16 protein-coding genes and 1 pseudogene are annotated in these 24,168 nt (G+C 40.2%); 15 read left to right on the plus strand and 2 right to left on the minus strand.

Annotated elements, in window-relative coordinates:
- The first annotated feature begins 11 nt into the window (after positions 1 to 11).
- From ACP8HI_RS23475 to ACP8HI_RS23500, 6 genes and pseudogenes are all read left to right on the plus strand, one after another.
- Positions 12 to 2,132, plus strand: a complete 2,121-nt coding sequence (locus ACP8HI_RS23475) for a glycoside hydrolase family 3 N-terminal domain-containing protein (RefSeq protein WP_438348527.1) — start codon at positions 12 to 14, stop codon at positions 2,130 to 2,132.
- 155 nt (positions 2,133 to 2,287) lie between these two features.
- Positions 2,288 to 3,199 (plus strand): ABC transporter permease, encoded by a 912-nt coding sequence (locus tag ACP8HI_RS23480; protein WP_438348528.1) that lies wholly within the window; start codon positions 2,288 to 2,290, stop codon positions 3,197 to 3,199.
- Positions 3,200 to 3,213: 14 nt separating this feature from the next.
- Complete coding sequence (locus ACP8HI_RS23485) at positions 3,214 to 4,086, plus strand: carbohydrate ABC transporter permease (protein WP_438348529.1); 873 nt, start codon at positions 3,214 to 3,216, stop codon at positions 4,084 to 4,086.
- A 23-nt stretch (positions 4,087 to 4,109) separates the two neighbouring features.
- Positions 4,110 to 5,723: an extracellular solute-binding protein gene (locus ACP8HI_RS23490; protein ID WP_438348530.1), complete on the plus strand. Its 1,614-nt coding sequence runs from the start codon at positions 4,110 to 4,112 to the stop codon at positions 5,721 to 5,723.
- A gap of 820 nt (positions 5,724 to 6,543) precedes the next feature.
- Entirely contained in the window at positions 6,544 to 7,854 is a 1,311-nt protein-coding gene (locus ACP8HI_RS23495) for a GHKL domain-containing protein (protein ID WP_438348531.1), read from the plus strand.
- A gap of 12 nt (positions 7,855 to 7,866) precedes the next feature.
- Positions 7,867 to 7,980 (plus strand): annotated as a pseudogene (locus ACP8HI_RS23500) (methyl-accepting chemotaxis protein); the annotation flags it as partial.
- Between the two features lie 131 nt (positions 7,981 to 8,111).
- Here the strand turns inward: ACP8HI_RS23500 and ACP8HI_RS23505 are convergent.
- Positions 8,112 to 9,875, minus strand: coding sequence for a sulfatase-like hydrolase/transferase (locus tag ACP8HI_RS23505; protein WP_438348532.1), 1,764 nt, complete (start codon positions 9,873 to 9,875; stop codon positions 8,112 to 8,114).
- A 261-nt stretch (positions 9,876 to 10,136) separates the two neighbouring features.
- Between ACP8HI_RS23505 and ACP8HI_RS23510 the strand changes: the two genes are divergently transcribed.
- The 5 genes from ACP8HI_RS23510 (at position 10,137) to ACP8HI_RS23530 (ending at position 16,235) form a co-directional block, all read left to right on the plus strand.
- Positions 10,137 to 10,835 carry a response regulator transcription factor gene (locus ACP8HI_RS23510; protein ID WP_438348533.1) on the plus strand — a complete coding sequence of 233 codons (699 nt, stop codon included), beginning with the start codon at positions 10,137 to 10,139 and terminating at the stop codon, positions 10,833 to 10,835.
- Positions 10,828 to 11,925, plus strand: a complete 1,098-nt coding sequence (locus ACP8HI_RS23515) for an ATP-binding protein (RefSeq protein WP_438348534.1) — start codon at positions 10,828 to 10,830, stop codon at positions 11,923 to 11,925. Before ACP8HI_RS23510 ends, ACP8HI_RS23515 begins: the two co-directional genes overlap by 8 nt.
- Positions 11,926 to 12,044: 119 nt before the next feature.
- Positions 12,045 to 12,908 carry a VanY-A/VanY-F/VanY-M family D-Ala-D-Ala carboxypeptidase gene (gene vanY / locus ACP8HI_RS23520; protein WP_438348535.1) on the plus strand — a complete coding sequence of 288 codons (864 nt, stop codon included), beginning with the start codon at positions 12,045 to 12,047 and terminating at the stop codon, positions 12,906 to 12,908.
- A 56-nt stretch (positions 12,909 to 12,964) separates the two neighbouring features.
- A complete protein-coding gene (locus ACP8HI_RS23525) occupies positions 12,965 to 13,441 on the plus strand; it encodes a VanZ family protein (protein WP_438348536.1) in 477 nt (158 codons plus the stop codon).
- A gap of 109 nt (positions 13,442 to 13,550) precedes the next feature.
- A complete protein-coding gene (locus ACP8HI_RS23530; protein WP_438348537.1) occupies positions 13,551 to 16,235 on the plus strand; it encodes an S-layer homology domain-containing protein in 2,685 nt (894 codons plus the stop codon).
- A gap of 207 nt (positions 16,236 to 16,442) precedes the next feature.
- Here ACP8HI_RS23530 and ACP8HI_RS23535 read toward each other — a convergent pair whose 3' ends face one another.
- Positions 16,443 to 17,642: an MFS transporter gene (locus ACP8HI_RS23535; protein WP_438348538.1), complete on the minus strand. Its 1,200-nt coding sequence runs from the start codon at positions 17,640 to 17,642 to the stop codon at positions 16,443 to 16,445.
- 261 nt (positions 17,643 to 17,903) lie between these two features.
- On the opposite strand from ACP8HI_RS23535, the gene ACP8HI_RS23540 reads away from it, so the two are divergent.
- The 4 genes from ACP8HI_RS23540 to ACP8HI_RS23555 all read left to right on the plus strand — a co-directional run bounded on the left by ACP8HI_RS23540 (position 17,904) and on the right by ACP8HI_RS23555 (position 24,149).
- On the plus strand, positions 17,904 to 21,149 hold the full coding sequence (locus tag ACP8HI_RS23540; protein ID WP_438348539.1) for a PAS domain S-box protein: 3,246 nt from the start codon (positions 17,904 to 17,906) through the stop codon (positions 21,147 to 21,149).
- A 49-nt stretch (positions 21,150 to 21,198) separates the two neighbouring features.
- The gene (locus ACP8HI_RS23545; RefSeq protein ID WP_438348540.1) at positions 21,199 to 21,858 is read left to right on the plus strand and encodes a response regulator; all 660 of its coding nucleotides are present in this window, start codon (positions 21,199 to 21,201) and stop codon (positions 21,856 to 21,858) included.
- Positions 21,859 to 22,154: 296 nt separating this feature from the next.
- Complete coding sequence (locus ACP8HI_RS23550) at positions 22,155 to 22,517, plus strand: response regulator (RefSeq protein WP_438351962.1); 363 nt, start codon at positions 22,155 to 22,157, stop codon at positions 22,515 to 22,517.
- A 33-nt stretch (positions 22,518 to 22,550) separates the two neighbouring features.
- Positions 22,551 to 24,149, plus strand: coding sequence for a methyl-accepting chemotaxis protein (locus ACP8HI_RS23555; RefSeq protein ID WP_438348541.1), 1,599 nt, complete (start codon positions 22,551 to 22,553; stop codon positions 24,147 to 24,149).
- Positions 24,150 to 24,168: the final 19 nt, after the last annotated feature.

Genomic DNA, 24,168 nt, shown 5'->3' on the forward strand with positions numbered 1-24,168 from the left:
TGAGGTTTGATATGGAGAATAATAAAATAATAGAGTTGCTTCAAGAGATGACACTTAAAGAAAAGTTCGGACAGCTCTCTCAAATTACCGGGGAACATTATGTGGGCGAGATGGATAGTGAAATGGTGGAAACCGGACCTGATTTCTCAGGTCACATGTTTGAAGAAGACACGTTATATACGATAGGTAGTGTAATTGGTGTTTCGAGTGCAAAGATAACGAATCTAGTGCAATCGGAGTATTTAAAGAAATCAAGGCTAAAGATTCCTTTGCTGTTTATGCATGATGCCATTCATGGGTATAAGACCATTTTTCCAATTCCATTGGGCCTTTCTTGTACTTGGGATGAAAGGATTGTGCAGAAGGTAGCAGAGGATACCGCATCCGAATTACGTGCTTCTGGAATACATGTCAACTTTTCACCCATGGTGGATCTTGTGCGAGATGCTAGATGGGGAAGAGTGATGGAGTCGTTCGGAGAAGACCATCTGTTATCTGGTAATCTTGGTGGAGCCATGATCAGAGGCTATCAGAAGTGTGATGAAGGGAAGATCCCCAAGTCTGGGGTAGCAGCTTGTTTGAAACATTTTGCGGCTTATGGGGCAGGTATTGCTGGTAAGGATTATAATACGGTTGATATGTCTATGAGGGAGTTCTTTGAATACTACGGTAAGCCATACGAAATAGCTCTGCAGGAGAAACCGAGATTTGTTATGAGCTCATTCAATACATTTAATGGGGTACCTGTGACTGCAAGTGAAGAAATGCTGAAAGATATCTTGAGAGAGAAATATCAATTTGAAGATATTATTATTTCAGATTGGGGCGCGGTTTCAGAACTACAAAATCATAGAGTGGCCAAGAATGGCAAGGAAGCAGCTGAATTGGCTTTAAAAGCGGGAATAGACATTGAAATGGTCTCAACGTTATACCTTGAGCATTATGAAACCATTTTAGAAGAGAATCCAACACTCATACATGATATAGATGCCGCTGTCTTGAGAATTTTACAACTTAAAAATGATATGGAATTATTTGAGAACCCTTATGTAGATGAAGAACTAGAAGGAACCGTTATTTTGAATTCGGAATCCTTAGAATTTGCTAAAGAAGCTGCTAAGAAAAGTTGTGTGTTATTAAAAAATGACCAAATGTTGCCGATAGGTAAGGAATATAAAAAGGTAATCATAGTTGGACCTTTCTCAAACACAAGGGAACTACTTGGCAATTGGCAGTGTAAAGGGAGCTTTGATGATGTAGTTACTTTAGCTGAAGGCATGAAACTAGTGGACGATTCGCTTGAGGTAAATGGATATGAAACATTGGAAGATTGTCCGAAATCCGAGTTGGAAAATTGTGATTATATTGTAGTCGCCGTTGGAGAGCACTGGGAACGAAGTGGGGAAGGGCATAGCAGTGTTAACATCGAATTAGAAGCAAGACAGCAACAGCTTATAAAAGATGTTAAGAAGACAAATAAGCCTTATGCTTGCGTTTGCTTCTCAGGTAGACCTTTAGCGCTCCAAGATATCATTGACGATATCCCTGCTCTACTGTGGTGCTGGTATCCAGGCACACAAGCGGGAATAGCAATTGCTGAACTCATCATAGGAAAGGATACACCTTCAGGGAAATTAACGATGTCATTCCCACGTTATTCGGGTCAAGCACCTATTTACTATAATGAATACAGTTCAGGACGCCCGGCAAATGACTCAAGTTATAGTAGTAGATATCAAGACTGTGAGATTGGGCCACTATTCTCTTTTGGGCACGGGTTAACTTATACCAATACAGAGTACTCAAATTTTAATATTTCGAGTGAGAAGATAACGGAAGATCAAGACATAAAAGTCTCATTCCAAATCAACAACTCAAGTCGATATGAATATTCTGAAATTGTTATATTGTATATTGAGGATCTAGTATCGAGGACTGTACGTCCAACGCGTGAAATGAAAAAATACCAAGTCGTTACAGTTCCTGCAAATCAAATGGTTACAGTAGAAATCGCTATTACTTTAGATGATCTTCAGTATTTAAATGCAAATTTACAGCAAACAGTTGAACCTGGGGAATTTCAGGTATATATCAATAATCTTGAAAAGTCTCTGTTTACTATTGAGTATTGAGTCAGCTTATTCTTTGTTAATTTATTAAAGGACATTAATTAATGTTATAAAGTTTCATTGATGCTAGGTAATATAGAGGATATAATATCTTAAAGGATAGCGCTTACATGAATGGACATTAGGACCTTTGCAGAATGATGAGGGGATGTATAAAGATGTATTACAAATTTAAAGAAAGACTTCAGTCTCAATGGCAGTTACAAGCTATGATATGGCCAAGTATCATACTAATGATTGTATTCTCCTTTGTACCCATGTTGGGATTAATCATAGCCTTTCAAGATTATTCTCCATTATCAGGTTTTATAGGGTCGGGATTTTTAGGTCTTGAGAATTTCAAGGCATTTCTAGGAGATCAAGACTTCTATAATGTGTTGACCAATACATTGGCAATTAGTCTTATGAAAATGCTAATTGGTTTTCCACTAGAAATCATACTAGCCATTTTAATTAACGAGTTACGATTAGGACTTTTCAAAAGGATTTCTCAAACCATTTCCTATCTACCTCATTTTCTTTCTTGGGTAATTCTTGGTGGAATGATGATATCCTGGTTAAGCTCAACAGGCTTAGTCAATAGCTTGTTATTATCAATGCATGTCATTTCTGAACCCATAGCATTTCTGGCAAATGCAAATGCATACTGGTGGGTAGCGACCTTTTCCGACATTTGGAAAGAGGTGGGATGGGGGACAATCTTATATCTAGCCGCAATGTCGGGGATTGATCCATCCTTATATGAGGCAGCGAAAGTCGACGGGGCAAAGATATTAAAAAGAATATGGTATGTAACGATTCCTGGAATTAGAAATATCATCGTCTTAATGTTTGTATTGCGTGTAGGTTCTGTCTTAGGATCGAACTTGGAACAGACATTGGTATTACAAAACTCTTCAAACGTGCTTCGAAGTGAAGTTATAGATTCATACGTGTATCACTTAGCCTTAGCACAAGGAGACTTTTCCTTTGCAACTGCGGTTGGAATCTTTTCATCTGTTGTTTCAGTCATTCTTTTGTTAATTGCCAATTTCTTAACAAAAAAATTAAGTGATAGTTCAATATTTTAGAAGGAGGTGTGAAGATGGGTTTTGAGAGAGATGGAAGGCTATTTAATATTTGCAATATTATGTTCATGTTATTCTTTGTTTCATTAATTGTTTTTCCGTTAATTAATATCGTTGCATTATCATTTAATGACGGTTATGACGCGATGAAAGGGGGGATTTATTTATACCCAAGGAAATTTACGTTGGCAAATTATGAAACTATCTTGAAAGATCTAACCATTTATCGGGCATTTGGTATCACTGTTGCAAAAACCGTAATCGGTGTTGCAGGCCACTTAATTATTACAGGTTTTGCAGCTTATGCAATGAGTAAACCGTATTTAATGGGAAGAAAAGTGTTTATTCGAATGGGAATAATCACAATGTTCTTTAGTGGTGGAATGATTCCAACATTTTTAGTTGTTAAATCTCTCGGATTAGCAAATAACTTTTGGGTATACATCATTCCAGTATTATTTAGTTTTTATGACATGATTATTTTAATGAACTTCTTTAGGAACTTGCCAGATTCTATAGAAGAGTCTGCCAAGATTGATGGGGCAAACTTCTTTCAAGTCTTTTACAAAATAATTCTACCTCTATCTGGCCCTGTACTTGCAACAATAGCTTTATTCCATGGCGTGTATCAATGGAATGATTTCTTTGTAGCAAAACTTTATATTACAGATAAATCTTTATATCCGATTCAATATTATTTGTATCAGTTATTAACAAGCACAGGAGCAGCAAGTTCTGCGAAAGCCGGAGTATATATTTCGAAGGCATTTACAACACAGTCTTTGCAACAAGCTACAATGATCGTTACAACTTTACCTATTATGTTGGTTTATCCATTCCTGCAAAAGTACTTTATTAGTGGAATGTTAGTCGGAGGAGTAAAAGAATAAGGATTATAGAAGGGGGAAGCGTTATGAGAAAAGCAATTATTATTTTTACATCGTTAATATTAGTATTCTCGTTAGTTGGCTGTGGAAAAAAGGAAGAGGTGAAATCTGCTGATTCGACTATTATAGTTGATAAAGATACACCGAGCTGGAAGAATGATGGGGGAACAGCAGACTTAGATTGGTATATTAACTTTGACTGGTTCGCTCAGACCTGGGGAACTGATATGTCTTCTAAATTTATTACTGAGGATACAGGGGTTAATATTACTTATCTAGGCGGTACGGATGACAAATTAAATACGATGATGGCATCTGGAGAATTCCCAGATATTATTACAATGGATGGGGGGAATCCTTTAATTAAGGATGCGGATAAGTTCGCCCTTCCACTTGATGTATTAGCAGAGAAATATGATCCTTATTTTCTAGAGAAAGCTGCCAAACCCGAAACACTTAAGTTTTTCACAAGAGAAGATGGACATATTTATGGTTATCCCAATTTCTCAAATACAATGACAGATTATGAAAAGGGTGGCATTTACGCTAATCAGGCTTTCATAGTAAGACAAGATATATATGAGCAAATTGGCAAACCTGATATGACTACATCTGAAGGATTTATTACGGCTTTGGAAGCTGTACAAAAATTAGATGTCAAAGATGAGCTTGGAAGATCAGTCATTCCTATTGGAATATCTCCTTTTAACGATAGTTCAGAGTCAAATGGGGTATTTAATAGAACTCTAGCAGACTTTATCGGAGTTCCTATCCTTACAGAAGACGGAAAATACTATGATCGGTATACAGATAAAGATCTTCAAACATGGTTAAAGGTTTTTGTTGATGTTCGACAAAAAGGGTTAACCGATCGAGATATGATTGCAATGACAAGAGATGACAAAGATGCAAGACTTACGAATGGTAGTTATTTCGCCTATTTTGCCTCAGATCTAATTAGTGAAACGGATACAATGTCAATATGGGCAAACGATAATCCGGGTAAAGAATACATTGCTATTAATGGACCAGCGTCAACAATGGGGAGAAAAGCCGCATTACCAGGTACTTCAATTGAGGGTTGGACACAAACCTTCATTTCAAAAGATGCTAAAGATCCTCAAAAAGCAATGGAGTTCCTCACCTATATGGTTAGTGAATATGGTAATACAGTCATGAACTATGGTAGAGAAGGTGAGACGTATACCATGGTGGATGGAAATCCAGTGTTAAATCAAGACTTGCTTGAGTTTAAACAAACGGATCCGGCTGGATTTGAGAAGGAGATTGGATTAACAACTCACTTATGGGTACAGGATAGTGCACTACTTTCACGACAAATGGGTATTTCCCAGTTCCCTAAAGCTTTACACCAAGCCAAAGAATGGACATTAGAATATACCGCTCCACAATTTGAATTAGCGGGTTTAGATGTATACTTATCTAAGGAATCCTCTAGGAATGCAGAAAAGATCAATCAAAACTGGTCTAAAACGGTTGCTAAAATTTTAGATGCTAAATCGGATAGTGAAGTTGATAAAGCAATGGATGAATTTATTAAGTACCGAAAAGATAATGGTTATGATAAATTAGTTGAAGAAAGAAACAATCAAATAGAAGCTAACAAGAAAAAGCTGTAAATAGTAAATTAGGGGGAATAGAAATGATTAGTATCGAGAGCAATTTATATAACAATCTAGTATTGTTAATACAATTAATAGTGCTGAATATCCTTTTCTATATCACTTCTATTCCCCTTTTATCCATTCCGATTTCACTATTATATTTATGCCACTGTGTAATAAACATCATTGATGGGAAGAAGATGTTCTCTAATATAAAGCTAACAAAGCGTATTTGGATGCAATTTTTATTTGCTGCGATCGTCAACTGTTTCTCGGCATATACTATTTATTCTTTAATGATCAATAATGCCTCTTTTGTAGAATTGTTATTAGCTTCATTCATTATTTCGTTTAATCTCATTACATATATTTCGATCCTGTCATATGAAACTAAAATAATTAATATATTAAGAGCTTCATTTTTCTACTCCATCGTATACTTTTATAAGACAGTAGTGATTATATTTGCATTTTTACTTATCAGTGAGATAATATGGGGACGTTTTCCCGTGTTATTTATTATTGGTTTAGTATCTTTATATTTGTATGTTTTTATCAGATTTAACTATAAAACATTATTGAATCTTGATAAAATTTTTGAGTAATACAATCTAGATACCTAAAAAGAGCCTTCAGAATTTATTCTGAAGGCTCTTTTATTTGCTTATTTACAAATCTTCAATCAAATACTTAATAAAAAACCAACTAATTCTATTTTAATGCGTTACACTATAGTAACGACTAAATCCGACAGTGATTACTCTGTGATGCACACGAATTAAGTCCTATTTTGTCGATAATAAATATTGATGTCATAAGGAAAAGGGACTAGACCATGAAATTCAGCAGATTACTTGCCAATAAAAGAACGGTATATCTTGTAATTGTTTCTATTGTTGTATTGAGTGCCCTCACGAGTATCAAGTTATATATTTCTTACTATACCACTAAAAATTCGGCGCAGGTCGCGCTTGCAAAGCAGTATATTGAAATGGCAGGGAATATTGCAAAAGGACTAGATAAGGATGCTTACCAAAGGTTTTTGTTGACTAAACAAGATGGCCAAGATCGAAAAGAAATAAGTCAATACTTAGAACGATATGGTAATAGAATTAATGCGATTTACACCTATATTTTAATATTAGACGAAAGTGATGTTTCAAAAGTAATGGTTTCGGGATTACCCTCAGATACGGAGGACCTTCCAATAGGCGCACCTTGTACGGTTCCGCCTGCTCAAGTGAGACAGGCTAAGGGCGGAAAAAGTTACTTTACGGACATAATTAAGGATGGACATAAAGGCTCTTACTTATCTATCGGAGTGCCATTTTACAATGATAATGGGGTAATGCTTGGTGTTATTGGGGTTGATATTGATGCTAAGGATTTAGACCAAGTAAGTAAACAAGTCGTTAAGAGTAATGTCTTCATCTTTGTCATTGATATATTATTTGCTATCGCATTGTTAATGGTTGTGTTCGTATTGAACAAATGGTATAAAGTTCGTTTCAAAAGAGATTTGGAGCAAACAGAAAAAATGTATATCTCTGAACTTGGAAAAGTGATTGATACGATAAAATCAAGCAGACATGATATGATGAATCATCTCCAAGTGCTAGGCGGATTAATGGACTTGCAGTTGCATGACAAAGTGAACGACTATTTAAAACAGTTGACGAAAGAATCCAAAGTTTCCGAGATGTCATTACGAATTAAAAATCCAATTCTCATGGTTCTATTTCAAAGTAAGTGGGAACTTGCCCAAACTAAAAATATACAAATGAACTTCGAAGTGGATCAGAATGATTATAACGGAGTGGAGTCTATGGACTTGGCGAGAATTTACTCGAATCTATTGGATAATGCAATCGAGGCAACGGAGTCTTATTCTGGGGAGCAACTCAAACAGATCCGTGTCATATGTAAAACAGTGGGGACGAAATATATATTCGAAGTAGAGAACCCAGCTGAACTCACTGCTAAGGAACAAAAAAATCTATTTCAATATGGATATACGACCAAAGAAAGTAAAGGCGCTCTGAGAGGTAACGGATTAATGATTATTAAAAGAACGGTTGAGAAATACAAGGGCGAAATTGATTGTCATTATGAAAAGCGTAAAGTTGTCATTCGAATCACGATTTAGAATCGATCTTTCATTCGCGAAGTTGCTTCGCAGACAACATTGCTGGTCTTGAATGCTGCGATCGAAGCAGCGCACGCAGGAGAACATGGGCGTGGTTTTAGCGTGGTAGCAAGTGAGGTTCGCAAATGGGTATGACAGATAGTCAAAGACGAACCCAATAATAATGAAACAGTCCGATGATTGGGCACATCGCCATTAGGCATCAGAAGTATCTGAAGGGTTGTACTGACCTTTCGGATACTTTTTTTATAAATGTACTACCTTTGAAATGATCGAACGGGATATAAGCGTTTTTGTTTCCGTTGCTCCTCTAGTAGATGCATCATCCATTGTTGAATGCTTATGGTATACTGCGTTGCGAATGTGGGATGTGCAAGATTGCATATTTCTAGGGGATCAGCGGTTATATTATACAGCTCATATTCATCATGGACTGGTTGTGTTTTGACCCGTGTGACCCCATGTGAGGACTGTCCGTCAGCAGTACCTCCAATTTGCTGGATAGTTACATCTTCCACCCCCGGTTGACTCCAGAATTGCACATTATCAAAATAGCGGGACAATTTCCACAGTTCTTTCGTGTCATTCCGTTGTAGGGTCATGATTACGGACTCGATATGGTTAGGTTGAATAACGGATGGATATGCCTCACCTAGTGGATTTACTTGGTGCTGGCCTCGGGTAACATCGTCATCGGTCATGAAATAAATCGGCACATCAGTGATAATAGCTTCGTTCTGTCCTGAGATAAAAGGAGCAAGGTCGCGACCCACAAAGGGATGGACTTCACTGAAGTTGTTTCGTAAGCGGCCCTGAATCTCCTCTACATCAACATTCGCTAAGCCTAGCATGGTAGGCAGTAGATCCACATGGCTAGTTAGTGTAGGAACATTCTTATGGTGCGGTACTAGATGTTTATTATGAATGATGAGAGGAACATGTAGAGCTTCTTCGTAAGCACAGTAAAATTTTTGATGAAGGTTGCCATGAGCCCCTAACAGATCCCCATGATCGGATGTGAAAATAACAATCGTATTGTCATAGAAAGAGGAGCGAGTAAGAGTTTCAAACACCTTAAACATATGGCGATCGACATTTTTTTGCAGCTGATAGTAAAGTTTACGGTAGAACGGCTGATCGGTGATGGGTTGTAGAGCTCTGGGATAGATATCCCGATAGCTTGCTTGACAACGGGGCTTCGTGGTTAGAGATTCGTAGAATGTTGGAGGAGGGGCAACCTCTGGCATAGGTTCTACCTCAAACTTAAACATAGGAAGACGCGCAGTAAGAGCACCATATAACACAATATCATGTGGGTTCACAAATGAAGCTACGATTAACCAAGGGTTGGCACTAGGTTCATGGGAGTTCTGGATGTCGAGGGACTCAATGAGCTCAACGACTTCCGCGGCATAGACTTCGTCTCGGCCGCTTAATCCGACCGAAGCTGAGGAAGCTGAGTTCCGAGGGTTTTTTCCGTGAGGCTCAGGGCCGATCCAACCGCTAAAACCGAGGTTGTCTAGGCGGTTGGCACAAGCATATAATTGTTCCTGTTTCTTGACAGGTACACCTGTCAACGGATTGTAGCTAAGGAGTCCCGTATGCGTGCCGGGGATAACAATATCTTCATAAGATATGTGCCATTTCCCTTTATAGTAGGTTTGATATCCGGCGGCACGAAAGTAATGCCCCATCGTAGGCACCGTGTTTCTATCCAGCCAGAACATATCGGAGTCGAAGGCTTCCTTGGCGATCCCAGTTGTCTGGCTGACACCATGAAGTGACGGATAATGACCGGTAAATAAGGTAGCCCGACTAGGGCTACATGCAGTACTTCCGACATAATGCCTGTGGAATTCCAGCCCATTAGACTTCAAGAGTTGTTGAGTAATGAGGTTTTCTCTGCGCCATTTTGTTATTTCTGAGTTTTCATAAACAGGGGGATACCGTTCTTCATCCACGAGGAACACTAGAAAATTAGGTTTTTCGAGATAGCGGGAAATGGGTTGAGTATGGTTCATAGAATACACATCCTAGGTTAGGTCTTTACCCTAGTTTATGTTGCGAGACCCCAGATTAGTAATATGTGAGCTATATTTAAATCCAAATGGGAACTATAATTAAAGTGGGATATCGCGGAACAGAAGGGGAAATAGACAATAGGGTACCTTAATAATCAAACTTATACTTTCATGATGAGCATTGGCAAGCATGGGTAGATAGAATAGGAATGAAGCAGGTATAATGAGTTGCTTATCAATTTATTTAGGAGTGAAATATGAATGAGACGCATCACGATTCTGGTAGCTGATGATGAGGCGGAGATTGCGGATCTGATAGCCTTACATTTAAAAAAAGAGGGATACGATATTATTACAGCATCTGATGGGAAAGAAGCGATCCAAGTGATTCAATCTCAATCGGTAGATTTGGCTATATTAGATATTATGATGCCTGAACTAGATGGTTATGAAGTCACCCGTCAAATTCGAGAGCAGTATCATATGCCGATCATTTTTCTAAGTGCTAAGACCTCTGACCTCGATAAGATCACAGGTCTAGTGATGGGGGCAGATGATTATATGACCAAACCGTTTAATCCTATGGAACTGGTTGCGCGTGTGAATTCTCAACTGAGACGCTCTATGGAATTCAGTCAACCGATAAACACGAATAAATCTGTATTGGAAGCGGGTGGATTGATCATTAGTCCGGATCAACATACCGTTACCCTTTATGGTGAACCTATTGAGTTAACACCCAAAGAGTTTGATATTTTGTATTTACTTGCTGGTCATCCGAAGATCGTCTTTAGTGTGGAAAGTATTTTCCAACAAGTGTGGGGCGAAGCCTATTATGAAAGTGGCAACAATACGGTCATGGTGCATATTCGTACTTTACGGAAAAAGCTTGGTGAAGATAAAAATAAAAGTAAATTCATCAAGACCATTTGGGGTGTGGGGTATACATTCAATGGATAAAAAGAAGCGAAGCTTTCGGACTAGAATGATTGTGTTATTGGGATTAAGTATGCTTTTGTCCGGGATCATCACCTATGTGGTCTATAAAATTCTACAACTTTATTATGCTGGGGTTCGGGCGGAAGAACCACTGGCTCGTTATCGCCTGATGATGTACAATGTCGGGGATATTTACTTTTTTCTGATTATATTTATCCCATTAGCTATTCTTTTCTTCTTTTTGTTTACCAAACCTTATGCGGCCTATTTCAATGAAATCTCCAAGGGGATTCATCATCTTGCCAATGGGGATTTCAAGAATCGTGTTCATATCTCCTCTAATGATGAGTTCAGGGAAATTGCAGAGGAACTTAATCTAGCTAGTGAAAAGTTGCAAGAGGCTGTAGAAAGAGGAGAATTCGCAGAGAGCAGTAAGGATCAATTGGTCGTCAATTTGGCTCATGATTTGCGGACACCACTGACTTCCGTGTTGGGTTATTTAGATTGGATTCTTAAAGATGAACATCTAACACAGGAACAAATCAAGCATTATACAACCATTGCCTTTACCAAGTCCCAGCGTTTAGAAAAGCTTATTGATGGATTATTCGATATCACTAGAATGAACTACGGCATGTTACCCGTTGAAAAAGCAAAGATAGATATAAGTGAACTTCTTATGCAGTTAAATGAGGAATTGTATCCTGTATTTGAGAAAAGTGGCGTTGTAGCTAGATTGAATATTACGCCTAACATGTGCATCGATGGCGATGGCGAACTATTGGCTCGTGTGTTCGAGAATCTTCTGACCAATGCTACTCGTTATGGAAGGGATGGTCAGTTTGTAGATATCAACTGCTATCTTGATGGGGGACAAGTGGTGATTCAGGTGGTCAACTACGGTGGGAATATCTCTCCAGAAGAATTACCTCATCTCTTCGAGATGTATTATACAAGTGACAGAGCACGGACACATCAAGAAGGCAGTACAGGTCTTGGTTTGTTCATTGCGAAGAATATTGTAGAGCAGCATAACGGAACCATCTCTGTTGAAAGTAATGTGGTACGCACAATATTTGAAGTACAGTTGCCACAAGAAAGTGCACAATGAAGAGAAACAGAACAATGTCGTGTTCATAATTTAAGAAAAACTTAATTATTGTCCCACTTTTATTTAAACAGTTTTCTTTATCCTTAAGAGTAGATAAGGGGCTAAGGAGGAAACTGTGGATGAAGAAGTGGGTCTTTTTGGTGATTATTATATTGTTACTAGGAATCAAAGCTATAAATATAGCATCAGACACTCAAAAGACCGATGAGGTTTCTAATGAAGATCATGAAATTCAGGGAGGTACTCTTCAAAGTACCCTTACGATAGACGTTACACAAGACCAGGTGTATCAAGGGGATTTATTGTTGGTTAACAAGGAGTATCCTGTTCGCGAAGACAGTGTGAAATCGGATATCGTAAGTTTATTTGGGCAAAAGGATTTGGTACAGGGTTATGGATTGCTCGATTCAAATATTGAACTGTCAAAGCGTGTGACACAAAAGTTTCTGAAGATGGTAGAGGCTGCTGAAAAGGATGGGGTTAATCATTTTTTGATTAATAGTGGTTATCGAGACTTTGACAAGCAAAATAGGATTTATCAAGAAATGGGCTCTGATTATGCCTTGCCTGCGGGCTATAGTGAACACAATTTAGGATTATCGCTTGATATCGGATCTACGCAAATGGAGATGAGTAAAGCACCTGAGGGGAAATGGTTGCAAGAGAATGCTTGGAAGTACGGCTTTATTTTACGTTATCCCAAGGACAAAACCGCTATTACAGGTATTCAATATGAGCCGTGGCACTTTCGCTATGTTGGCCTGCCTCACAGTGCCATTATGCAGAAGAATAATGATACGTTGGAACAATATTTAGATTTCTTGAAAGAACGAGGGAGTATCTCGATGATTATTGAGGGTAAGGAATATGATGTTTCTTATCATTCTGTTTCTCGAAATACATCCATTGAAATCCCTGCGAATCGTCACTATGAGGCATCAGGAAATAACATAGATGGCGTCATTGTAACTGTATACGAGTGAAATACATATTTGAATAACAACGAGGCGAGGATATCAATTTGAAACCTATGAAATTAATGATGAAAGTCGTACTAACGCTAGCATTTGTCGTATATCTGTATCTATTAATCAAGCTGATTTTATTTAAGATGGGCCCTGTAAGCATATCGTCGCTGTTCTATCAACTTCAGCGAACGTTACAGAACCCCGACATGATCTTCAATCGACATGGGAACTACACTCCGTTTAAGGAAATCTCAAGAGGGATTCAGAGTATGACCATCCTTTCAATGATTAATGTGGTAGGGAATATCATCGCATTTATTCCGTTTGGAATTTTCATACCTATGATTTTCAGACAAAAGGGTGCGTCATTTATAGGCGTGTTCGTGTTATCTCTACTTTTAAGTTTATGTTTCGAAGTTACACAACTCGTGTTGTATATTGGAACATTCGATGTGGATGACCTCATTTTAAACACCTGCGGTGGAATAATTGGATATGCTGTCTTTAAATTGATACGTAGAGATTCTTATCGTCTTACTTCGTCCTAAAACTTTACATAATCCTTACACAGAGAAAATAGAACGATAACATTCCTTTGTTAAGATGGGTCTATCTAATAAAGTTAGACGACCAAACTTATGTATAAAGGAGATTATCATGAACATAGTTTACAAAAGGACATTATCCCTTCTATTATCAATGGCATTATTGCTTGGCCTGTTTGGTACAGCGATCCCATCCTCGGTATCCGCAGCATCGGCCGATGAGCCGATTATTCTATTGCCAGGAAATTCGGAGTGGAAATTCTACGATAAAGGTTTGGACCAAGAGACAGTATGGCGGGCCACTTATGATGACAGTGCATGGGACTTTGGAAAAGCACCGTTCGGTTACAAGGATGACGGATCGGGAGTAAGCACTTCTCAGTTTGGTCCCTTGACCACGGTTGTGGAGTATGGCGGAGTCGATGCGGCAAAGTATCCCACTACATATTTCCGTACAAATCTAAATGTAGATAAAAGTAAAATAGATGAGTACGCTCAGATACTAGGTACCTTCGCAATAGATGATGGTGCAGTTATCTATGTGAATGGAATCGAAGTCCAACGTTTTGGAATGCCAAAGGGCGAAATTACGTATACGACGAAAGCTGAATCGAATAAAAGTGCCCCTGTTATTTATGAAGATGTTGATCTTACGACACTATTGAAATCCCATCTTCATGATGGTGATAATGTCATTGCAGTTGAGGTTCATCAACAAAGTAATGGTAGCTCAGATCTCTATTTCGATATGAAACTTATTGCTAATCTAGCAGTACCTAGTGTGGAAGTGAGCAAAGTGACGGTAACGTTCAATGGCGATTCAATGAGCTCAAAGGGCTTCACATGGTATACACCACTTGCTTCAAGTAATAGTGATTTACAGGTGGTAGAGAAGTCGGATGTTACACCTGACTTTATGAATGCTAGTTCCTTCGTAGGTCGCTCGGACGTGTCGTCGAACTCTCCGAATGAGCTCGTTCACAAGGTTGAAGCGACGGGTCTGAAGGCGAATACGTCTTACTATTTCCGTGTCGGTGACGCAGCCCTAGACATCTGGAGTGATACAGGGACGTTCCGCACTGCACCCGAGAACGGTGCGTTTACCTTTATTGACTTAGCGGATACGCAAGCGAAGGATGAGGATGAGGCCAAGCTTTCATCTGAGACGCTAGCTAAGGCGCTAGTGACGGTGCCAAATGCACAATTTGTCGTTCATAATGGCGATATTGTAGATACGGGTACCAAAGAAGAGCAATGGAATTGGCTCTTAGGTCACTCTCAGGAGAGCCTACTAAATACGACTATTGCACCATCTGCAGGTAATCATGAAGATAAGAACAATGCATTCTTCGAGCATTTCAACATTTTACAGGCTGAGAACTCAGCTACTGTAACGGGCGCTTATTATTCGTACGATTACAGTAACGCTCATTTTATCGTATTGAACTCCAATGAGAATTCAACAGAGTATGCGAACTTTTCTGTGGATCAGGTTGAATGGTTGAAGAAAGATGTGCAAGCAGCTAAAGCTGCAGGGGCAAAGTGGATTATAGTCAATGTTCACAAAGGACCTTACACGACCTCGAATCACGCAACAGATAAAGATATTATGGGGGAGAACGGTGTAAGGAACAAAATTGCCCCGTTAATGGCGGAGTTGGGAATCGACTTTGTCGTACAAGGTCATGACCATATCTATGCACGTACGAAGCCGATCAAGAAAGATGGAACGGCATCGGAGCCAGAGAAGATCGTGGAAACACTGAATGGGCAAAAGATAGAGTATACTGTTAATCCTGACGGGTCAATCTATTTGATTCCTGCCACGGCAGGTCCGAAGGTATATTATAAGAATGTAAAAAGTGAGCTTGGCGAAGCATATTATAACCTTTTCGAGCTTGCAGAAGAGAACCATGCAGCTAAATATGGCGCAGATCCAAGTGATAGCAAACGTCCTGTGCGTGGTCAAGTTCAGAATTTCGTCGGCATTACGATCGATGGGGATAAACTGACAGCTGTAACGTATGAGATCGACCAGAACATCAACAACGCAGAGCCATTTATTGTCGATCAGTTCGGCATGGTGAAGAAGTCAACAACGAACCCAAGTCCAACACCAGACCCAACACCGGAAACGGGCTCAGGATCGAATCCAGGATCTAACCCAGGTTCAACACCAAATCCAAGTACAACACCAAATCCAAGTACAAAGCCAGTAACAAATCCAGGTGCGGGTACAGGTGGGGGAAGTGAACCTCAGGTTGTGTTGAAGGATATAGCGGGTCATTGGGCTACATCAGCTATTGAGAATGCGGTAGCAGCAGGTTTTGTGAAGGGTTATGGGGATGATCAATTCCGCCCGGATAAATCCATTAATCGTGCTGAGTTTATTACGATGCTAGCTCGCGCGCTGAAACTGCCCGATACCGACAAGAACAAAGGATTCAAAGACTCAGATAAGATACCTTCATGGGCGCAATCATTCGTAGCGCAAGCGGTAGAATCAGGAATTATTAGCGGGTATGAGGATGGAACATTCGGTCCAGATAATAAGCTAAATCGTGCAGAGATGGTTGCGATGATTGTTCGAGCAAGTGGAATAAAGATCAATCCCAACTCAAAGTTATCATTTGCAGATACGAAAGACATTCCAGCATGGGCCATTCCGTATATCGTTGCAGCAGTCGATGCGGGACTCGTTAGCGGTGTCGGACAGAACAAGTTCGCTCCACAACAAGTGGCGACGAGAGCCGAGGCGGTAACGCTCATTATTGGACTACTTAACAAAACGCAATAAATAAGACTAGTTTTACTTATACGTTCTTATATTTAAAAAAAGCCTGAAGGCCTCACCAATCCGGTGAAGTTCTTCAGGCTTTTTGCATATCGATAGACTTAAGCATAATGTGATCCCATTCACTCGATAGGAACTTCACCGACTATATGTCGTTTCTGTTGTCTAGCGCAATCGTACTATCTTCAGATGAAGGGTATATCTAAAGGATTATGCAGCAGCGTGTTTACGTTCCGAGATATAACAAGCTATCGCGATGATTAGACCCATCCCAACAAGCAGTGCACCGACCCAAGGGAGGGATGTAATGCCTAGATGTGTAATGACCCATCCACCGATAAAAGCTCCACCTGCATTACCCAGATTACCAGCTGAATGACTGGAGGTAGATGCAAGTGCTGGGGCGGTCTGTGCTAAACTCATAATTCGTACCTGTAGCCCCGGCATCACTGCGAAGGAAGCGACACCCCACAGGAAGATGGTCAATACAGCAGCTATTGGATGATGAACCGTAAAGGTAAAGATGGTAAGGATTATACATATGGCGAAATAAAGTCCCAGTAAGGAAGGCGTCAGTTTCCAATCCGCAAGCCTCCCGCCAACGATATTACCGATCGTCACACCGCAGCCGAAGAGGACTAGAATCCAAGTTACACTATGCTCGGCGAAACCGCTGACTTGAACAAGTAATGGGGCAATATATGTGAACACAGCAAATAAGCCGGCGTTACCTAAAGCTCCGATCAGTAGATATAGAAGTAGCTTAGGTTGGATCAAGGAGGAGATCTGCTGTGCTAGACTGGCAGGTTGATCCTGTCGGATTCGCGGAATGAAGATAAGTATGCCGATCAATGCTACAACTCCGATGATGGCAATCATAGCAAATGAAGCTCGCCATCCCATGCGTTGCCCGATAAATGTACCTAGGGGAACACCAATAATATTCGCAATGGTTAAGCCAGCCATCATAATGGACACGGCCGCAGCACGTCTATTCTGTGGTACAAGATTGGATGCGATGACGGCTCCGACCCCAAAAAAAGTACCATGAGTTAATGCAGTAATAATACGAGCACCCATCAGAATCTCATAGGTAGGAGCAAATACGGAAATGCCGTTACCGAGTATGAATAGAATCATAAGCAGACAAAGCAGCTTCTTTTGTGGGATGCGTTGGGTAAGGATCGTTAGTATGGGAGCACCGATCGCTACCCCGAGGGCGTACATTGTAATGAGTTGTCCTGCAGTTGGAATGCTGACATGTAGATCCTCGGCGACATTGGGCAGAAGACCCATAATAACAAATTCAGTCATTCCAATCGCAAAGGCACCTACCGTAAGAGATAGTATAGAGATGGGAAATGGTTCTTTGATCGTTTGTTTCTTGTTGACACTTTGAGTCAAATTCATGGTGTAGATTTCAACCTTTCTGCTAGATGTAATGAAGCATCATCTTATTATCGTGTAAATTTGTGAAACAAGTCATGTTTCTTATTATTTAGTTTTCTGAAAATATTTTCAAGGGAAATCTTTTCTTCTATATATAAATTGTAGTGATGGCGTATTCACCTTATGGTACAATTTACCCAAATTAGCTGAAAAAAAAGGATTAAGAGGAAGGTGGCCGCAGGTATGAATTCACCCGGAAACAGAGACATAACCAGTTGGTCTATGAATTTGATAACAAATAAGCTGAGCCTATCGAGCGGTTTCAAGGGAGGGGTTAGCTCTGCGAGCGAAGAAATATATCACAGCCCTAATCTTCTGCGAGAGATGGTCTATTCGGATGATATTCCTATATTTAACGAACATATGGACAAGTTATATTCTGGTCAGGCCTGTAGCGTAGAATATCGTATTCTTACTGGAACAGATGAACTCAAATGGGTTCAAAGTATTGGTATTCCTGCTCTGAACAAAGATAACGAAGTTAATCAGATAGATGCGGTTGTCCTGGATATAACCGCAAGAATGGTTATGGAAGAAGAGTTACATAGAAATGAGCAACGTTATAAATCTTTATTTGCATATAACTCGGATGCTATTTGCGAATTAGATTTACTTGGCAATGTTCTAGCCATCAATCCGGCTGCAGAGAACATTACAGGAGAACGATTGAGTATTGCTAAAGAGGGTCTGTCTATCATGAATATTTTTGGCGCTGAGTATACGGAGCTGATGACATATTATTTCGAGAAGACGATAGGGGGAGACTCTCCTCGTTATACAATGACCTCTCGCCATAAGGATGGAGGAATCGCTTACTGGGATATGAAGAACGTTCCAGTGTATGTGAATAATCGAATCATGGGTGCTTTTACGATTGCTAAAGATGTTACGGTGAATAGGGAAGTCGAGAGAAAACTGGCTGATCGTGAAGCGGAGTACCGGCTAATAACGGATAATATGAAGGATATGATGGGGGTTCTAGATTCCAATGGTAACTTTATTGTGGCTTCACCTTCTTGTGAGAGAATATTAGGTATTCCGGTAGGATTAATTCAGGGCACCACGATATTGGAATACATTCATCCGGATGATCAAGAATATATACGGGATGAAATTGAGGATATGTTCCACACGAAAAAGAGTAAATTGTTACGAAGTCGCTTTATCCACTCTAATGGGTCAATCATACACCTTGAATCTCTGGGTACCTTGGTATTCAGTGATGAGGGAGCAGTAGAGAACATCGTGCTCGTGTCGAGGGATATTACGAAAAGAGTGAAAGTTGAGAACGAACTTCGAGAAAGTGAGGAGCGTTATCGGAGATTGATTGAGTTATCACCTCAACCGATGATTTCGCATCGCTTAGGTACAATGCTGTATATGAACCCAGCGGCATTGAACCTGCTAGGAGCAACCGAGTCTGATGAATTAATTGGCAAGCCAATAACCAATTTCATTCATGCAGACTATAGGGATCGATCCAGGAAAGGGTTGCGGAACTTAGTTGGTGAGGAATACGTGGGATCTGGGGGGTTTAAGATCGTTCGATTGGACGGCCAGATCATTGAAACGAAGACGATCGGAATATATGACGATATTACAGAGACAGCTCTCATCTTAATTGAAGATGTTACGGAAAGGCTAAAGATGGAAAGAGCTCTTCAAGAAAGTGAAGAACGCTATCGCAGATTGGTGGAGCTCTCACCGATAGCAATCGCTGTATATAAGGAAGAGAGGATCACCTATATCAATCCAGCTGGAGCCCAGATGCTAGGTGTAGAGTTCACAGGAGATACTCTTGAAACGACGCTCATGGATTGGATTCATCCGGACTACCATGGGGAGGCTAGAGAGGCGCTGGATAATACACTATTGAACGGCTACTCTCTCCCTGCTGAATATCAACTCGTTCGTTCGGATAGCCATGTGATTGATGTATCCATACTATCCATATATGATTCCCGATCTTCATCTATACAGTTGATGGTTGAAGATATTACGGAGAAGAAACAAGTAGCGCAAGCGTTGCTGGAGAGTCAGGAGTTAAATGGGCGGCTTATTGAATTATCACCTGAAGCGATCGTCCTCCATAGTGATTATAAATTTATTTTTGCAAATTTATCCGCTCTTAAATTGTTCGGAGTGTCAAGTCAGAGTGAATTGATTGGGAGGTCTATTTTCGAAACGATCGATCCCAGTTATGCAGTCTCGGTGAAAGCGCGGCTAGGAACAATCTATAAGCAACATACGACCTCTACTCCTGTTGAACAGAGAATATTACGTCCGAATGGTGAAGAGATTGATGTTGAAGTGATAGCTAGTACAATTTCATACAAAGGACAAAATGCAGGGATATCTGTGTTTCGTGATATAAGGGAACGTAAAAGGGCGGAAAGGAATAGAAAGCTTGCAGAGAAAATTATCCGTGAAAGTGAGGAACGGTACTTCCATTTACAGACGAGCTTGGACCAGTTCTCCCGCGATCTCTTCGGTGTTATGAAAACCAGTCAGATCGAACAGCGATTGCTACAAGAAGTGCGAGAGATACTGCAAGTGTCAAATGTAAGTCTAATGGATGTAGAACATAACGAAGATGAACTATGCCAAATTATTGAAACGGACAAAGGTTACACGCTTAAGTTAGATGAGAACAGGGGAAAGAGTTACTTACTTTGTATTGATGAAAAGCCGATAACATTAAAGATTGCATCTAATAGAGTATGGCTTGAAACCATCACTCGATATGTCAGTGTTCTATTTGATAACTTCCTCTTAATCGAGGATTTAACCAAGGAACTTGAACAGGCTGCCTCCGGGCAGGTCGCCCCAACATGGCTGCTGCGGTTCTTGTTCAATTTGTCCGAGAATGAGAGAAAGAGTCTTGCCCAGGATTTACATGATTCTGCTCTTCAAGAGCAGATTATCTGGTATCGTAAACTGGATCTACTCTTAGCGGATAGGTCTATTACGGGAGAACTTCGGGAGCAACTTGGGCAAATCACGGAGGGTCTATTGGATGTTATTTATCAAATACGTATTACGTGTAATGAACTAAGACCTCCTATGCTAATCAGGGATGGACTTATAGCCTCGCTTGAGACGTTGTTCGAATTCACGCAATTACGTACCAACTATCGTATTAAGTTCGATGCAGAGTATTTCAATCATACGTTAAGTGACGATGTGCTTGTAGGGCTATATCGGATTGTACAGGAGCTCTTAGCGAATGCCTCGAAACATTCCTATGCAACGGAAGTTCACATCCTACTAGCTAGCGAAGGCGAACGCATTCGATTGGAATATAGAGATAATGGGGTCGGCATGAACCTTATAGATGCAGAAGTTTCACGTATAGGGAGTATGGGTATATATGGAATGAGGGAGCGGGTTCGCAGTATGGATGGAACGATACAATTTCTCTCGTCCGAGAACAATGGGCTAGCTATCTTTATATCGATACCCGCATAGTAGCGTGGTCATAAGTTCGAAATATTAAATCGATAGAGGTGTAGACATCATGATTGATATTCTGTTAGTTGACGACCATCCAGCGGTGATGGAAGGAACTAAGATGATCCTCGAGTTGGAAGGAGATATGATAGTCCACCTGGCTAATTCTGCTGAGGAAGTTCTGGAAATGGTCGAGTCTCGATCATTCGATGTAATGTTATTCGATCTTCATATAGCCGACGCCAACGGAATTGATCTGGCCAAGCAAGTATTAAGAATGAATTCGGCTGCCATCATATTAATTTATACGGGTTATGAATTTAATAATTATTTCAATAGAATGGTCGAAACTGGAATATTCGGGTTCATCCTGAAGACTACGAATAGGGAACAGCTCGTCACATCAATTCGTTGTGCTTTAAGGGGAGAGGTTATTCTACCACTATCCTTAGTTAAACAATTGAGAAGAACAACGCTCAATGAATCGGCAGCGGCGAGTGAAGAGCAAGAGACTTCTACCATTAGCGACAAGGAATACGAAATACTGAAAGAGATTGCTAAGGGAAAAAGTAACAAGGAGATCGCTGAGATCGTACTGATGAGCCAGCGATCGTTAGAATATGGCTTGACCCATCTATTCCAAAAGCTAAAGGTTAAATCAAGAATGGAAGCTGCAATAAAGGCTAAACAGGTAGGTATTTTGGTGGATGCGGACTTTAATCAGTAGTATGTTTATCAGAAGATAGTTATATATGGATCCCCCCTCACATCGTTGTGAGGGGGGATTTCTTGTTGTGATGGATGATCACGCAATGTGTGATAGAGCTTAATAAGCACCTTTTTGCGAGGTAGCGCAACGAACATTGCGGGGTCACGCCAACCTTTTTCGGTTACCAACGGTTGACCACGGGGTATGATAGACCTAGTTCTAAAGAATCATATTTAAATAATGATATAAGCAAAGAAGATACAGGGGGAGCCGTCATATTATACTGCTTCTACAAAATCAAGGAGGAGTTCAACCTGAGTAACATACTAATTGTAGACGATGCTAATTTTATGCGGATGATGTTGAAGGATATTCTTGTAAAAGGCGGGCATACCGTAGTGGGTGAAGCTGAGAACGGCAAGGTAGCCATCGAGAAATATAAGAGTTTAAAGCCTGACTTAATAACGATGGATATTACAATGCCGGTGATGGAAGGCATAGAAGCCGTCAAACATATTATAGAAGCTGATCCGAAAGCTAAAATCATTATGTGCTCTGCTATGGGGCAACAGGGGATGGTTATACAGGCGATTGAGGCCGGTGCTCTGGAATTCATCATTAAGCCTTTCCACGGGGAGCGAATCCTCACATCCATAAGTAAAATACTGGGAGTCTAAATACTATAATAATAGAAAATGGAGTGTTGAAACATGAAGTGGTTTTATAATTTAAAGACAACGGTAAAGTTGGTATCTGCGTTTGTTATTGTTTCCATTATATTGGGTGCAGTTGGATTATATGGAATAAGTAATTTAGGTAAAATGGATGAATCTATTAGTGATATGTATGATAATCGATTAACTCCGATTTCTGATCTTAGTGCAGTGAATGAATTACTTCAACTAAACAGAATTAGTATTCGAGATATTAACACGATGGCTAAGACGAAGGCGGAAAGAACAAAGTTTAAGGATGAAATTGAAAGTAATATTACAGCCATCGCAGCTACAATTGAAAAGTATGGAAGTACAGATTTGAGAGCAGAAGAGGTAGCTATCTTGGGTAAGTTAACGACTGTATGGGAACGTTATACGGTCAGCATCAATGACACAATTACATTGAACGATACCGACATAAGTGGAGAGGAATATACAACGTATTTACTCACAAGTGATGTAAATGCAGCAGTTGACGAAATGGGCGTAATACTGAAGGAATTGATAGAGATCAACTTAGAGCAAGCGAAAGAGGCAAGTGACAGCGCTAATAAACTATATACGACTTCGCGTTCTATTACGTTAGTGGTTATTGCTCTTGCACTTATTATTAGCATTAGTCTAGGTTATCTGATCTCCCAAGTGATAGGCAAGCCGTTAAAGCGTGTGGTGCTATTGCTAGGTAAAGTAGCGGACGGAGACTTAAGCGAAACTTCGGATCTGGATACTAAAGATGAGATTGGTATGCTGTCTAACTCAGTAAATCAGATGATTCTGAACTTGAGACAAACGGTAGGTGGAATTCTAGCCTCTGCGGAAACAGTCTCTGCGGCTTCTCAAGAGATTTCAGCTAGTACAGAGGAGATTGCTAGTGGGAGTATGAGTCAAGCTAGTGCAGCTCAGACGGTGAACGAGTTATTCGGGGAGCTATCATTAGCTATCAACTCCGTTGCTCAAGGTGCTGAACAAGCGTCTGATCTTTCCGACAAAACGATGAATATCGCACAAGATGGGGGCAAGGTGGTCCAACTCTCTATTGATGGGATGACCAATGTGAATGAACAAATGTCTCGACTTGAGGGAGATTCGAACAAAATTGGTGAGATTATTGAAGTTATTGATGATATTGCGGATCAGACGAATCTACTTGCACTTAACGCAGCCATTGAGGCAGCTCGTGCTGGAGACCAGGGTCGAGGATTTGCGGTTGTAGCCGATGAAGTAAGGAAATTGGCCGAGCGGAGCAGTGAGGCGACCAAGCAAATTACGAAGATCATCAAAGGGATGCAACAGAATACGCAGCAGAGCGTAAAAGCGGTAGAAGAAGGAGTTGCTTCCTCACAGAAAACGGGTGAAGCGTTTGAGCATATCCTATCGATGGTCAACGAAACTGCTTATAAAGTGTCAGAAATAGCCGCAGCGAGCGAGCAGCAGGCAGCGCAATCCTCAGAAGTCATGTTCTCTATTGAGAGCATATCTGCTGCCACCGAAGAAGTGGCGGCAAGTAGTGAGGAAACGGCAACGACAGCTCATTCCTTAGCACAGTTAGCGGAAGAATTGAATGGTCTAGTATCCATCTTTAAACTCAAATAATGATTGAAGGGGAGAATTC

Origin of the sequence: Paenibacillus sp. FA6, from assembly GCF_051550225.1 — a bacterium.
In the GTDB taxonomy this organism is placed as follows: Bacteria; Bacillota; Bacilli; order Paenibacillales; family Paenibacillaceae; genus Paenibacillus_AQ.

Excerpts from the sequence above, each read along its gene's own strand:
- ACP8HI_RS23475 (WP_438348527.1), top strand. The coding sequence starts at position 12 with ATGGAGAATAATAAAATAATAGAGTTGCTTCAAGAGATGACACTTAAA.
- ACP8HI_RS23480 (WP_438348528.1), top strand. The coding sequence starts at position 2,288 with ATGTATTACAAATTTAAAGAAAGACTTCAGTCTCAATGGCAGTTACAA.
- ACP8HI_RS23485 (WP_438348529.1), top strand. The coding sequence starts at position 3,214 with ATGGGTTTTGAGAGAGATGGAAGGCTATTTAATATTTGCAATATTATG.
- ACP8HI_RS23490 (WP_438348530.1), top strand. The coding sequence starts at position 4,110 with ATGAGAAAAGCAATTATTATTTTTACATCGTTAATATTAGTATTCTCG.
- ACP8HI_RS23495 (WP_438348531.1), top strand. The coding sequence starts at position 6,544 with ATGAAATTCAGCAGATTACTTGCCAATAAAAGAACGGTATATCTTGTA.
- ACP8HI_RS23505 (WP_438348532.1), bottom strand. The coding sequence starts at position 9,875 with ATGAACCATACTCAACCCATTTCCCGCTATCTCGAAAAACCTAATTTT.
- ACP8HI_RS23510 (WP_438348533.1), top strand. The coding sequence starts at position 10,137 with ATGAGACGCATCACGATTCTGGTAGCTGATGATGAGGCGGAGATTGCG.
- ACP8HI_RS23515 (WP_438348534.1), top strand. The coding sequence starts at position 10,828 with ATGGATAAAAAGAAGCGAAGCTTTCGGACTAGAATGATTGTGTTATTG.
- vanY (WP_438348535.1), top strand. The coding sequence starts at position 12,045 with ATGAAGAAGTGGGTCTTTTTGGTGATTATTATATTGTTACTAGGAATC.
- ACP8HI_RS23525 (WP_438348536.1), top strand. The coding sequence starts at position 12,965 with ATGATGAAAGTCGTACTAACGCTAGCATTTGTCGTATATCTGTATCTA.
- ACP8HI_RS23530 (WP_438348537.1), top strand. The coding sequence starts at position 13,551 with ATGAACATAGTTTACAAAAGGACATTATCCCTTCTATTATCAATGGCA.
- ACP8HI_RS23535 (WP_438348538.1), bottom strand. The coding sequence starts at position 17,642 with ATGAATTTGACTCAAAGTGTCAACAAGAAACAAACGATCAAAGAACCA.
- ACP8HI_RS23540 (WP_438348539.1), top strand. The coding sequence starts at position 17,904 with ATGAATTTGATAACAAATAAGCTGAGCCTATCGAGCGGTTTCAAGGGA.
- ACP8HI_RS23545 (WP_438348540.1), top strand. The coding sequence starts at position 21,199 with ATGATTGATATTCTGTTAGTTGACGACCATCCAGCGGTGATGGAAGGA.
- ACP8HI_RS23555 (WP_438348541.1), top strand. The coding sequence starts at position 22,551 with ATGAAGTGGTTTTATAATTTAAAGACAACGGTAAAGTTGGTATCTGCG.